Source organism: Leptolyngbya sp. NIES-2104 (assembly GCF_001485215.1).
Lineage (GTDB): Bacteria > Cyanobacteriota > Cyanobacteriia > Leptolyngbyales > Leptolyngbyaceae > Leptolyngbya.
In genome coordinates this window covers 1,030,965-1,044,718 of sequence record NZ_BBWW01000001.1, presented here as the reverse complement: position 1 = coordinate 1,044,718, position 13,754 = coordinate 1,030,965, and the positions used below count along the sequence as shown (strand labels likewise).

The 13,754-nt window shown below is 47.8% G+C and carries 13 protein-coding genes; 8 read left to right on the top strand and 5 right to left on the bottom strand.

Annotated elements, in window-relative coordinates:
* Window positions 1–37: 37 nt before the first annotated feature.
* Window positions 38–1,519: a dolichyl-phosphate-mannose--protein mannosyltransferase gene (locus NIES2104_RS04800; protein WP_058996259.1), complete on the bottom strand. Its 1,482-nt coding sequence runs from the start codon at window positions 1,517–1,519 to the stop codon at window positions 38–40.
* Between the two features lie 244 nt (window positions 1,520–1,763).
* On the opposite strand from NIES2104_RS04800, the gene NIES2104_RS04795 reads away from it, so the two are divergent.
* From NIES2104_RS04795 to nth, 6 genes are all read left to right on the top strand, one after another.
* Window positions 1,764–2,474, top strand: coding sequence for a response regulator transcription factor (locus NIES2104_RS04795; protein WP_058996257.1), 711 nt, complete (start codon window positions 1,764–1,766; stop codon window positions 2,472–2,474).
* Window positions 2,475–2,550: 76 nt separating this feature from the next.
* Window positions 2,551–2,781, top strand: coding sequence for a hypothetical protein (locus NIES2104_RS04790; protein WP_058996255.1), 231 nt, complete (start codon window positions 2,551–2,553; stop codon window positions 2,779–2,781).
* Window positions 2,782–2,884: 103 nt separating this feature from the next.
* Complete coding sequence (argH, locus tag NIES2104_RS04785; protein ID WP_058996253.1) at window positions 2,885–4,294, top strand: argininosuccinate lyase; 1,410 nt, start codon at window positions 2,885–2,887, stop codon at window positions 4,292–4,294.
* 3 nt (window positions 4,295–4,297) lie between these two features.
* The gene (gene bcp / locus NIES2104_RS04780; RefSeq protein WP_058996251.1) at window positions 4,298–4,756 is read left to right on the top strand and encodes a thioredoxin-dependent thiol peroxidase; all 459 of its coding nucleotides are present in this window, start codon (window positions 4,298–4,300) and stop codon (window positions 4,754–4,756) included.
* A gap of 75 nt (window positions 4,757–4,831) precedes the next feature.
* On the top strand, window positions 4,832–5,287 hold the full coding sequence (locus NIES2104_RS04775) for an NUDIX hydrolase (protein ID WP_058996247.1): 456 nt from the start codon (window positions 4,832–4,834) through the stop codon (window positions 5,285–5,287).
* Between the two features lie 93 nt (window positions 5,288–5,380).
* Entirely contained in the window at window positions 5,381–6,091 is a 711-nt protein-coding gene (nth, locus tag NIES2104_RS04770) for an endonuclease III (RefSeq protein ID WP_058996246.1), read from the top strand.
* Here nth and NIES2104_RS04765 read toward each other — a convergent pair.
* From NIES2104_RS04765 to fetB, 4 genes are all read right to left on the bottom strand, one after another.
* A complete protein-coding gene (locus NIES2104_RS04765; RefSeq protein WP_058996245.1) occupies window positions 6,083–7,780 on the bottom strand; it encodes a DUF3352 domain-containing protein in 1,698 nt (565 codons plus the stop codon). The two genes, nth and NIES2104_RS04765, sit on opposite strands and share 9 nt — an antisense overlap.
* A gap of 77 nt (window positions 7,781–7,857) precedes the next feature.
* Window positions 7,858–8,994: a 7,8-didemethyl-8-hydroxy-5-deazariboflavin synthase subunit CofH gene (cofH, locus tag NIES2104_RS04760; RefSeq protein WP_058996243.1), complete on the bottom strand. Its 1,137-nt coding sequence runs from the start codon at window positions 8,992–8,994 to the stop codon at window positions 7,858–7,860.
* Entirely contained in the window at window positions 8,987–9,739 is a 753-nt protein-coding gene (locus NIES2104_RS04755; protein ID WP_058996241.1) for a circadian clock KaiB family protein, read from the bottom strand. Before NIES2104_RS04755 ends, cofH begins: the two co-directional genes overlap by 8 nt.
* Before the next feature lie 56 nt (window positions 9,740–9,795).
* The gene (gene fetB / locus NIES2104_RS04750; RefSeq protein WP_058996236.1) at window positions 9,796–10,560 is read right to left on the bottom strand and encodes an iron export ABC transporter permease subunit FetB; all 765 of its coding nucleotides are present in this window, start codon (window positions 10,558–10,560) and stop codon (window positions 9,796–9,798) included.
* A gap of 113 nt (window positions 10,561–10,673) precedes the next feature.
* Between fetB and NIES2104_RS04745 the strand changes: the two genes are divergently transcribed.
* Window positions 10,674–11,783: a DegT/DnrJ/EryC1/StrS aminotransferase family protein gene (locus NIES2104_RS04745; RefSeq protein ID WP_058996234.1), complete on the top strand. Its 1,110-nt coding sequence runs from the start codon at window positions 10,674–10,676 to the stop codon at window positions 11,781–11,783.
* Window positions 11,784–11,944: 161 nt separating this feature from the next.
* Window positions 11,945–13,717 carry an AarF/ABC1/UbiB kinase family protein gene (locus tag NIES2104_RS04740; protein WP_082689930.1) on the top strand — a complete coding sequence of 591 codons (1,773 nt, stop codon included), beginning with the start codon at window positions 11,945–11,947 and terminating at the stop codon, window positions 13,715–13,717.
* Window positions 13,718–13,754: the final 37 nt, after the last annotated feature.

The window sequence follows — 13,754 nt, the reverse complement described above, 5'->3', positions numbered from 1 at the left end:
AAAAGGCTTGATTCGCTCACGCCTTTTTTTATTGGAATCAAATCCACGAAGGCAACCACATTCGCATTTGATATTCTGCTTGTGTCAACGGCAATCCCAGATAAATCGGCATCCAGAACACAAACGCGATCGCACAAATCACCATCACCCCAATCCCGATCGCTCGAAATTCCCGTGTCCGAAACCAGCGATCGACAAACCAAGCCAGTGCCATCGTCGCGTATACCAATGAACCCATATAGTGATACAAAAATACACACCGCGTGACAGGCATCCACGGCAACAGATTCGCAATGTAGCTTACGAACAAAAAGAGAACGATCCACAACTCTTGAGGCGGCAGGAAACTTAGACGCGGTGCATGAACGCTGGCAAGACTCGGTAAAAATTTCCAGTGTTCTACCAGTATCCAAATGAGAAACACGATCGCAACCGCCGAAAGCCACCAAAGCGCCGGATTTCCCATCGCGTGAACATCGTAAACGACCCGTCCTGGCGTTAATACCAAAGCAGAATTTCCGTTTGGAATCGGATCAAATATCGAATTCGCGACTTGGTAATAATACGCAACAGGACGCAGCATCAGTATCCAACTGTACCAAGTTGAACAGTAAGGATGAATATTTGAACCGCTGCCAACCCGCTGATGATACGACAAAATTTGTCGCTGAACTTCGATGAATCCAAATTCAGGATTGAAATGAATATGCGGTAGCCAAATTAACCAATAAAACAAAGCAGGAACCGCTGCAAAACAGAGTAAAAAATAAAACAAGTTAATTTGTGTTAGTCGATACAAAGGCGAAGTTGGTAATGAATTGCTAGGGACTTCTGTCGATCGTTTTGATCCTTGATTTGTCCAGTTTAAGAAACGAAAAATCCAAGCAATTCCCCATAAGAAATAGGTGCTCATTAAGAACCATAACCCGTTCCATTTGATCGAGGCAGAAGCAGCAAAAAATACCCCAGAAATGACTAGAAAGTGATTGAATCTTTTGGGCGATCGTAAACTTAATAACAAACACCATTGCCCGATTAATCCGAACAGCACAAGATAGACGTTGTTCAATGCATATCGTGATTCAACTAGAAACAGACCATCCATTGCAGCAAGGCTTCCAGCGATCAGCGCATAACTTCGACGCTGACTTAATTGAAACGCGATCGCAGAAATGACCAGTGGAATAAACGATCCTGTTAACGCATTCAGCCAGCGATAACTCCAAGTGCTTAAGGTCGAACCTGCAAGATTATTTACGGTGTCTTGACCGATAGGAAGCTGATTTCCGATCCAAATTCCGATCGCAATCAAATACTTACTCAAAGGCGGATGACCATCGAAAAATTTCGTTCCTGTCAGATAGTTATTCGCGAACTTGGCATAGTAAACTTCATCAAAGACCAGGGTGTTAAATCGTCCGAGTCCCCAAAAGCGAAGACTCAACGAGATTAGGAAAATTCCAATAAGTCCGAGCCGAAACCAGGGAATCGGCTTGATAGATTGATCAGGCTTCCGCATCACGATTCTTGTTCTGCCGTTTTCTAGTCTTTCAGCATACTGACTTCTTCTCTGTTTTGGTAAATTTCTGTCACAACAGACTTGATTTATTCGCGTAAAAACTAAAAGATAATTTGGTAAAGTTTTACAAACTATTTAACGAAAAAATCAATTTTCTCAACCGTTGCCCGATTTCATGTCCTCTATGAGTTGATCGATCACCCCCGTCGCTTAACTCAAATCTCTGTTAAAAGGAAGCACAGTCATGATTCGCGTATTGTTAGCAGATGATCAAAATCTGATTCGAGAGGGTCTCAAAGCCCTTTTGGAACAAGAGCCTGACCTCCAAGTCGTCGCGGATGTGGATAATGGTTGTGATGCGGTCGAACAAGCGGAAGCACTTCAGCCCGATGTGGTGCTGATGGATTTGAAAATGCCAAGAATGGACGGGATTACAGCGACTCAAACCATTTGTGAACGCTGCCCGGACACTCGCGTCTTGGTATTAACTGCCTCAGATGACCAAGCTTCTGTCCGAACCGCGCTCCAAGTTGGGGCACGAGGCTATCTCCTCAAAGATATGTCGCCGGATGAGTTAGCCAATGCAGTCCGGACGGCTCATAAAGGGTTTACTCAACTGAGTCCGGGAATTTTGCAGAAAGCATTAGCGGGTTCGATCGATGAATCCCCGATTGAACCGATTGAACCCGCGACAAATGTTCTCCCGTTTATGCCGTCTCAGCGACGGACTCCCGCCAGCAATTTACCACCCGGATTTTCCAAGCTCACCGCACGAGAACGCCAAGTGTTAAGACTGATCGCAGAAGGATCGAGCAATCGAGAGATTGCGAGAACCCTCGATATTTCTGAAGGAACGGTGAAAAACCACGTTGCGAGTATTTTAGGACGCTTGAATTTACGCGATCGTACGCAAGCCGCGATCATTGCAACCTCGGTGATGCCTTTGTTGAACTAGCATTTTCTCGGACTCTTGACCTGAATTGATGTGGTAACACTGTGCTGAAAGAATACGCCGCACCCAGAGAGTTATCATGATTCATTTTGTTTTAGACCTTTCCAACTGGATTGATCACACGGTTCATGTAAGCGATTTCGTTCAATCGATCGATGTCACCGTTTTGGCACAAGAATTTAAGCAGACAGACATCACCGGAAATGTGGGCAAAAGCTGGAACCACTTTGTCAGAACTGGGCAAGTTTGGGCGTTTGTGTTGGGAATTGGACTGGGCTATTTTGTCAGAACTTTTACTTCGTTCGGCTAATTGCGCTCCGTGGGGGTGAAAAAATTAATTTCTGCTTCATCCCCGCGATTTAACCGTTTGCGGTAGGCTTAGAACTTGCAGTCGAGCGCGAGATTGAGTTGTCTTGAATCCTCAGTTCCCTGAAAACAAATCCCAGCAAACTTGGAGCCAGCGATTTGAATCTGCATTGCACCCTGCGATCGCAGAATTCAACGCCAGTATTGGTTTTGATATTGAATTGATCGAGTACGACATCACCGGATCGCAGGCACACGCGAAAATGCTGGCGAAAACGGGCATCATTTCTGACGCAGAAGGCGATCAGTTGGTGAATGGATTAGAGCAGATTCGCCAGGAATATCGCCAAGGACAGTTTCAACCAGGCGTAGATGCCGAGGATGTGCATTTTGCGGTTGAGAAGCGATTGACCGAGATTACGGGCGATGTCGGTAAGAAACTGCATACGGCACGATCGAGAAATGATCAGGTGGGAACCGATACCCGTCTTTATTTGCGTGCTCAAATTACAGAAGTTCGCCAGCAGATTCGAGCATTCCAAAGCGTTCTCCTTGGACTCGCTGAGCAGCACGTTAAAACGCTGATTCCGGGCTATACGCATCTTCAGCGGGCACAGCCGATTAGTCTCGCGCATCATTTACTGGCATATTTTGAGATGACGCAGCGGGACTGGACGCGACTCGGTGAAATTTATCAGCGGGTGAATGTGTCGCCTCTGGGATCTGGAGCGTTGGCGGGAACGACTTTTCCCATCGATCGACATTACACCGCGGAACTTTTAGAGTTCGGTGGACTGTACGAAAATAGTTTGGATGGAGTGAGCGATCGAGATTTCGCGATCGAGTTTCTCGGTGCGGCGAGTTTGATCATGGTTCACCTCAGCCGATTATCCGAGGAAGTGATTTTCTGGGCATCTCAAGAATTCAGTTTTGTCACACTAAAAGACAGTTGTGCAACGGGTTCTAGCATCATGCCGCAGAAGAAGAATCCCGATGTGCCAGAATTAGTGCGCGGCAAAACGGGGCGAGTTTTTGGACACTTGCAAGGAATGTTAGTGCTGATGAAAGGATTGCCGCTGGCATATAACAAGGACTTGCAGGAAGACAAAGAAGCCTTGTTCGATGCGGTGAAAACCGTGAAGGCATGTCTGGAAGCGATGACAATTCTGTTTCGAGAAGGGTTGGAGTTTCGGACAGCCCGACTCAATGAAGCAGTCGCAGAAGACTTTTCCAATGCCACGGATGTCGCGGATTATCTCGCATCGAAAGGCGTTCCGTTCCGGGAAGCCTACAACTTGGTGGGGAAAGTTGTACGCTCGTGCCTCGCTCAAAACAAGTTATTAAAAGATCTCTCCCTTGCAGAATGGAAAGAGCTACATCCAGCGTTTGAATCGGATATTTACGACACGATCGCGCCATCTCAGGTGGTTGCCGCTCGCAATAGTTTTGGCGGAACGGGATTCGAGCAAATCGATCGCGCTCTCCAGTCTGCAAAACAACGATTTCAACAGGGTTAGAACATGAGCTTGAATATTGGCGATCGCGCTCCGGATTTTGCTTTACCAGATACAGATGGAAACACCGTAAAGCTTTCAGATCTCAAAGGAAAGCGTGTTGTTTTGTACTTCTATCCGCGTGACAACACACCGGGATGCACCAAAGAAGCATGTGGATTTCGAGATGCTTATGAGCAATATCAATCACAAGAAATCATCGTGTTAGGTGTGAGTACTGACGATGCAAAATCGCACCAAAAGTTCGTAAAAAAGTTCAATCTTCCGTTTCCATTGCTAATCGATGAAGGTGGAAAAGTTTCGGAACAATACGAAAGCTACGGACTCAAAAAATTCATGGGCAAAGAGTATTTAGGGATTACTCGCAATACCTTTGTGATCAGTTCAGATGGTACGATCGAGAAGATTTATCGCAAAGTCAAACCTGATCTTCACGCGACTCAAATTCTCACTGATTTGATTTAAATTCTCTGTATCTATATAAAAGATCATGTTCCTGACTTTTCGACGTATCATCCCTGCCCTTTGTTCCCTTAGTTTATGCGTCGGCTTTGGCAATATTTTCAAACAGTTTTAGGCGTGATTTTTCGGCATCCCGTCACGGGAACGAGCATCATTACGGTGTTGCCGGACGATCGAATTGTGTTGATTCGTAGGCGGGATAACGGCTTGTGGAGTCTTCCGGGCGGGATTGTCGATTGGGGCGAAGATTTGCCGAGTGCAATTCGGCGCGAATTGGCGGAAGAAACGGGACTGGAGTTAACGAAAATTCGGCGACTGGTCGGAGTTTATTCGGCTCCCGATCGCGATCCGCGAATGCACTCGATTTGTGTTGTGGTGGAAGTGGAAGCAACTGGAACGTTTAACCCTCAAGATACGGGTGAAGTAGCGGACGTGCAGGCGTTTGATTGTTCGCATTTGCCGCCGGGTCGGTTGTCCCATGATCATGCCAAACAGCTACAGGATTATTTTGAGGGAAAAACGACGATCGCTTAACTCGATCGATTCTTTGATCAAATAAATCTCTCACTTAGAAGATTTCAAGCTTAGGGATGACCTGATAAGTATTAGGTTTTCATCCCTCTTTTTATGCGATCGAAAACTCCCTCTGTTACGCCCGAACTTCAGCAGAAATTGATTCAAATCCACGATCGTTTATGTGAAGCATACGGTTGCCCAATTCCTTACTTTCACAGCCTTGATCCACTCAGCGAACTCGTTTCAGCCCTGTTATCTCATCGCACGAAAAATGCAGATTCCGATCGAGCATTCAAACGATTGAAGGCAAAATTTTCGACCTGGGAAGCGGTACGGGATGCGTCGGAAAAAGAAATCGAGGATGCGATCGCATCTTGCACTTGGGCGGATCAAAAAGCGATTCGACTCAAGCAGATTTTGCAGCAGATTACCGAACAGCGGGGCGAATTGTCGATCGATTTTCTAGCCGATCTGAGCGTGGAAGAGGCTCGAAACTGGCTCGAATCTTTTCCCGGAATCGGACGGAAAACCAGCGCCGCCGTTCTTGCCTTTAGTAATCTCCGCAGACGTGCTTTACCTGTCGATAGTCACCATCATCGCGTCGCAATTCGTTTGGGATTGATTCCTGAAACGACAGCGGTTGCTCCCGCTCACGATGTATTAGAGGCACAATTGCCCTCCGAATGGACAGCACAGCAGGTTTATGACAATCACGAAGTTTTGATGCTGCATGGACAGCGCTGTTGTTTTTATCGAAATCCAAACTGCGATCGCTGTGTTGTCCTGTCCCTTTGTCCCTACGGTCAAGCTCGATTAGGGTAACGCTCCAGGCGGATTGCCTTTCTGCAACGAGACGAACACATCATATCGAGACGTGCGATCGCTCGTAATCGCAGCGGTGACACCAATCGATCGAATTCCTTCTAACATGGCTCGATTTGCAGCCGGAATCTGAAGCAGCGGGAAATTCTGAAGTTTCAGCACTCGATCCATATCTACGAAAAAGTGACCGTTTTTTGCGCCAAGCTGAGATTGTGTGCTCTTGCGGAACAGTTCATTTTCAGCCAAAGTGGTTGGCGGTTTTGGTAAGAATGAACCCGCAACAGGCGCACCGAGTGAGAGAAATGCCACATCGCCATCGAGCCAGCCGCGAGTAATATTTACATTTGCCGCAGGAAGCGACCAATTCACCACCGATTGCCCTTCGATCTTCGATTCTTCGACTTTGAAGGCGTATTTATTCGCCATCACGCCATCGAGCTTTTTCAACGTATCTTCAGCAGCGCGTCGATCGTTGGTTTGCACCATAAAGACCAGACTTGCAGGCAGGTTTGCAGGTGCACCTTGAGGAGCCGGAACTAACGATAATGAATATTCACCCTGCATCCAATTGAGCAAATCTTTCTCTAAATCAAGCCCGATCGTGGTTCTAAGTCCTTGTCTGAGCGCTTCTGGATTCACGAACTGAATCGGATTTGCCGAAACACCTTGAGTGTAATCTTGCCAGAATCGCTGCAAGTTTCCACCCGATGCCATCATTAGCGTGTCTCCCGGTAATCGGGTTGGCATCATTTTGGCATTGTTGCTTGTGTCAAATTTGCGTTGACTGTCGGGTTTTAACCAAGAGACACTTTTGAATTGAATTCCTTCGTTTGCGAGTGTTGCGGTTGCTGCTAATCCTTGATTTTGCTGGAGTTGTGCGAGGGTTTGCGGTGGCACTGGACGGTTCGAGTTCGCAGCAGATGTATTTGCAGCGGCAGGAATGTTTACATACAGTCTAGCGATCGCATCTTCAGATTGAATCTGCGATAAGGCATCTCCAAATCCGGGAGTTTGCGATAAAGACGGGCTACCTTTTACGGTGTCGATCGCTCGTTCGATCGCGCTTGGATTGTTCGCCACCAAAACTTGAGTTGTGTCTAAAACCGCGATCGATGCGCTTTGAGTCGGGGATTCTTGATTTTCCCGAATCTTCACCCCTTTGTAATCGCGCTCAGTCCATTTGCCGTCTTTTGTCGCAGGCGATTGTTCTAGAACTTCTTTCGCTTTGAGCGCATCCGCGATCGGCAAAATCATCACAGTCGGCTGTGGATTCGGAGGAATTGCAGCCTGTCCGGGTGGCGGAACGTTCACCCCCGCTTGAGGTGCCAAAAATGCCATCGTGACTTCTTTTCCGATCCACGGTTGAATGTCCCGCTGAAAATCGAGATTGCGACTTTTGAGAAAGCGATCGCGCAATTGTGCCAAACTTTGGTCGAAAGCCGCTTGCGATCGAGGCGTTCCGAATTCTCTCAATTGCTGCCACTTGCCTGCATCCGTTGAAACTGAGACGACCATCAGCGCATCTTGTGGAATCGCGCTTGCCCCGACTGGCATCACGTTTAACTGCTGTTGGCGAGTCAGTGCCCAAAATGCGATCGATCCTCCGGCGACCAGTGCAGCGGCAGCACCGATCGTGAGGGGTAAAGGCGGTTTTTGCTTCTGAGGTCTGGGTTTGGTCGGGGCGTTCATAAGATGCGACAAGTCGAGGTGTATTGCCGTTGTCACTTTAGCAAAGACTTAGGAATCTGTGACGACTTTTTGAATGTTCAAAAACTCAAACATTCGTAAGAGACAGCGAGGGGTCGATACAACGTATCTCGCTGTTGATAAGGTCGATCGAGTGACGCGATCGCATTCTGCAAGGTTTCAACTTCCATACAAGTTCCCCCGATCGCGCCCGCCATTGTGGTGATATGTTCTTCCATCAATGTGCCGCCAATATCATTACAGCCCCATCGCAAAGCTTCCACGGCTCCAGAGAGTCCTAGTTTGACCCAACTCGGCTGATGATTCGGAATCCAGTTTCCTAAGTAAATTCGAGCAACCGCTGTAAGTAACAATGAATTCGCTAAATCAGGTTGATCTCTTCCAACTCTGCGACGTAAAGGTTTCGGGGCTTCTTGACCGACAAACGGCAGCAAAATAAATTCTGTGATTCCTGTGTATCCGGATTGTTTGGCGGATTGTTGCAGCGATCGTAGTTTTTCTAAATGCCAAATCTGTTGTTCCGGTGTTTCAATATGTCCGGATAGCATTGTGCTAGTTGTGGGAACGCCTTGTTCGTGAACTGTCCGAACAATTTCGATCCAAGTGTCGCTATCGATCTTTTCAGGACAGAGAACTTTGCGAACCTGATCATCTAACACTTCTGCCGCCGTTCCTGGCATCGAATCAACTCCCGCATCTCGCAGCCCGACGACCACTTGGGCAAAGGTTAAATGATCTTCTCGTGCAATAAATTGAACTTCTTGCGGTGAAAAGGCATGAAGGTGTAGCTGAGGAAATTCGGACTTAATCGTATGCACTAATTGCTGATAGTACTTGAGTGAACTGCCATCGATTTTTGCAGTGGGATTCAATCCACCTTGCATACAGATTTCAGTCGCACCTCGTTTTACGGCATCGATCGCTTTCTCCAAAATCTGCGCCCAGTCCAACCAGTAAGCGCCATCGTCTCCATCATCCCGACGAAACGCACAGAAACTACAGTGTTGCTCACAGATATTCGTATAGTTAATATTGCGATTCACCACATAAGTCACAGTCTCTCCAGCTTGTTCTTGCCGGAGTCGATCGCTGACTTCCCGAATTTTCTCAACCTCGTTCGATTTCAGCAGTAAAACCCCTTCTTCAGGAGATAAATCAATTCTCGATCGTGCTTTGTCTAAAATGGCATCAATCATCTCGCAATCCTTCATCTAACGCGCCCAACAAGCGTAAAACGCGATCGGCATCGTCTAAATTTCCAACAATTCGACGCACCGGACGCGGGTACACTTTTATTAGTGTAGGCGTTGCAGAGATTTGATCGGATTCGGCTTGCTCTGGATGTTTGAAAATATCAATCACTTTCAGCGTGTAAGGACTATCTAGTGATTGTTCTAACAGTGCGTGTAAGTTCTGGAGAATTCTGGTCGTTGCAGCACTGTAACCCGACACAAACAATCTCAGCACATAGCCCTGTGGATAAGGAGAAGCAGGTGCGGCAGGTTGCGCGATCGGAGTCGGTTCGTAGCGCATGACTAAATCATGATTTTCCCAAAGCTGCGGAAACTGATGACGGTAAGTTTCGAGAATGATCGGATCACAAATTTCTTGAGAAGGAGCAACCTGCCAAGCGAGATCGCCCGATTCAAAGACCGTATTCAACAGCGATCGATATCGATAGACAGGCGGATAAGCTTCCGCGAACACTCGCACCTGTTGAGATCGCGCATCAAACCATCGATCGAGCGTTGCCGTGTAACAAGGCACTAAAAAATGGGGCGGTTCAGACAGTTCTAGTACATCTTGTAGAGCCGTACACAGATTCAAATGCCATCGCCCTTTCTTGTCCGGATCAATACAGTAAACCAGATCGCCCCCTGGTGTAAAAAGAGCGATGCCCTTAAAGAAAGCAGGAATCGATCGATAAAGATGAGGATTCAATGCGAACGCTCGATCGGGTAACAGATTGCCCTCAGTGTATCGCTGTTTGGCTCAATTCACCATCGAATCAGTTGCGCCTCGGAATTGAAAAACTGCCGCCCAATTCCCTGTGTGATCAAGAGCGTGACCAAAATCGTTGAAAACGCCACCATAAATAAGACAACGATCTGAAATGCGATCGCACGAATCGGCTCGGCTCCCCCCAAAAGTTGACCGCTGAGTAATTCCGGTAGCGTTGCCAATCCAACGATCGACATTGCATTAATCACAGGCAAAACTCCCGCTCGAACGGCATCTTTGCGATATTGTGCGATCGCTTGTTTTGGACTCGCTCCCAAACTCAAATGCGTTTCAATTTCCAACACATTAGAATTGAGCGCACTAAAGAGCCGCTCTCCCGAAATCGTTGCCGCATTGATCGCTTGAGAAAGTACGATCGCGCCCAACGGAATCAAAAATCTCGGCTCATACCAGGTTTGCGGTTGTACGACGATGATTTGAACATAGGCGATCGTGATCATTGTCGTAATCAAAAACGATCCCACAATCCAAGGCAAAATCGGCAACTTCTGGCTAATTCGATTTCGAGTCACGATCGCGCTAATGATCAGCAACACTGCCAGCACAAACAAAATCAGAAACGGACTTTGAGGCGGCGCAAACACGACTGCTAGAACATATCCCACAACAGATAGCTGAACGATCGCCCGCCCCGCTGCCAAAATCAAACTTCCTTCAAGTCCCAATTGTTGCCACGACGCAACCGCGAACGCTGCTAGAACTAGCCCGATCGCCCAAACCGCTTGAATCGCTAAATCCATTGATTGATTTTCCCCTTGCCTGATATCTTTAGATTCAAGATTTGAGAAACCAAACTCAAACCTTCCCGGTCTAAAGGATAAGACCAATCTTTACAGGTGCGTGGTGTAACCGAGTGAATACAATTCCCCCGTTCGATCTGTCCGAGCAATTCAAACTCATTGGCTCCGAAATTAATCAAGCTGTCTTAGAAGTCTTAGCATCCGGTCGATACATTGGCGGAGCCGCGATCGAGAATTTTGAAACTGCATTCGCTCAATACATCGGTTCTGAAATTGCGATCGCCTGCAATTCGGGGACTGATGCCCTTTTCCTCGCTTTCCGCGCCCTTAATATCGGTGCAGGCGACGAAGTAATCACCACACCTTTCACCTTCATCGCCACCGCAGAAACGATTAGCGCGGTCGGTGCTACTCCGGTCTTTATCGATATCAACCCGAAAACCTTTAACCTCGATCTCGATCAACTTGAGTCTGCTATTACTGAACGAACGAAAGCGATCGTTCCGGTTCACTTATTCGGTCAGCCCGTGGACATGACGCGCTTAATGTCGATCGCGAATGCCCACAATCTCTACGTGATCGAAGACTGCGCCCAATCCACCGGAGCAGAATGGTCAGGAAAACGAGTCGGCAGCATCGGACAAATCGGCTGTTTTAGCTTTTACCCGACTAAGAATCTTGGGGCTTGCGGTGATGGTGGCGCAATTACAACCAACGATCCAAAAATTGCCGCGAAGCTGAAAATGCTTAGAGATCACGGACGTTACAGCGGCTACTATCATGAAGAATTGGGCGTAAATAGCCGACTCGATGCGGTTCAAGCGGTCATTCTCCAGATCAAACTGCGCTATCTCGATTCTTGGAATCAACAGCGCACCGAAATCGCCGATCGCTATCATTCCCTTTTGGCTCCGATTCCCGGAATTACTGCCCCCAAGTTCATCGAAGGCGGTCGCAGCGTTTGGAACCAATACACGATTCGAGTCGAACGCGATCGAGACAAACTCAAAACTGATCTACAAGCAAAAGGCGTGAATACTGCCGTTTACTATCCGATCCCCTTGCATTTGCAGCCTGTCTACAAATCGCTAGGGTATCAATCGGGACAACTCCCAGAAAGCGATCGAGCCGCGAATCAAGTCCTATCCCTACCGATGTTTCCCGAACTTTCCCCCGAACAACAAGACCAAGTGATTTACAGTTTGAAAGATTGTCTGGGTTAGATTAAACTCGATGCTCGATCGCCGAAATGCTTATACGTTCTTGTTTTCGGCAAATAACATCGACGGATTTCCGTCCAAAAACTTGTAGTTTTATATACTAGAATGAGATGAAACATAAAGAATAGTAATCATCACAGGGCAGTGAGACAGTCCCAAACTCGATGCAGGCATCGCTCTTGGGTGATTGCGATTCCTTGATCGAGAAAGAGGCAGATAGTACCGTGGCTCGAACTTCCCTTTTCCAATTGAAACGTTACGACTCGACTGCGATCGCCAATCACTACCGCGTCCGTCCTTGGCGAGTCATTTGGCGATCGCTCCGAATCACTTTTCTGTTTGTCGGATTCATTCTGGGTCTGAAATGGGACGATTGGCAGAGAGTCGCAGACCGCAACAAATTCAAACGCGCCACCCAACTCCGCCAAATCTTGACCACGCTCGGTCCCACGTTTATCAAAGTCGGTCAAGCCCTCTCAACCCGTCCCGATTTGATTCGCCGCGATTTTCTCGACGAACTCACCAAACTGCAAGATCAGCTACCTCCCTTTCCAAATGACATCGCCTTTCGCATCATCGAAACTGAACTCGATGCCGAAGTCGATGAAATTTTTGCCAAAATTACCCCAAACCCGATCGCCGCTGCTTCTCTCGGTCAGGTCTACCGCGCCACCCTCAAGAACGGCGAAGAAGTCGCAGTCAAAGTCCAACGCCCGAATCTTCTCCCGACTCTAACGCTCGATCTCTACCTGATGCGTTGGGCAGCGGGTTGGTTAGCTCCTTGGCTTCCTCTAAATCTGGGACACGATTTAACACTCATCGTGGACGAATTCGGAACTAAGTTATTTGAAGAAATCGACTATCTGAACGAAGGACGCAACGCCGAAAAATTCGCCGCCAACTTCCGCAACGATTCTTCTGTGAAAGTGCCGCGAATCCATTGGCAGCAAACTTCACAGCACGTCCTTGTTCTCGAATGGATTAACGGCTATAAATTAACCGATGTCGAAGGGATTCGTGCTGCTGGCAGTGATCCAAACGCTATCATCCGAATCGGAGTCACTTCTGGCTTACGTCAGCTTCTCGAATTCGGTTTCTTCCACGCCGATCCGCATCCTGGAAACCTCTTCGCTGTTCCCACTCCGTCCGGTGGGCAAATGGCTTACATCGATTTCGGCATGATGGATCAACTCGAAGAAGAAGCCAAAGAAACGCTCGTGGATGCGGTCGTTCACTTAATCAACAAAGATTACATCGACCTCGCTCACGACTTCGTGAAACTCGGATTTCTTGCACCCGGTACTGACATTTACCCGATCGTTCCCGCACTCGAAGCCGTTCTCGGTGACATCATGGGCGAAAGCGTCGTTAACTTCAACTTCAAAACGATTACTGATCGCTTTAGCGAGTTAATGTACGAATACCCGTTCCGCGTCCCGGCAAAATTCGCGCTGATTATCCGATCGCTCGTCACTCAAGAAGGTTTAGCCCTCACCCTCGATCCAAACTTCAAGATCGTCGAAATCGCTTATCCCTACGTTGCTCGTCGCTTACTCACTGGTGAATCGCCGCGCCTGCGTCGTCGTTTGATCGATGTTCTGTTCAAAGATGGCAAATTCCAGTGGCATCGCTTAGAGAACATGATTACGATCGCTCGATCGGATTCCAATTTCGATATTCTTCCGACCGCTCAACTCGGCTTACAGTACCTACTTTCCGATGAAGGTCAGTTTCTCCGTCGCCAGTTGTTGATTGCGCTCACCGAAGACGATCGCCTACACACCGAAGAAGTTCAACGCCTCTGGCAACTGGTTAAAGACGACATCAAACCTGCCCGACTCGTCACGGCTGCACTGGGTGCATTTGCAGAACTTTCTCCTGCTGCTGCTTTGATCCCCACGGTTTCTTCTTTGACGGGGATCAAGCTTGAACGGTAGGATATGGGGACAAAGGCATCCCTTAATCCAAATCATC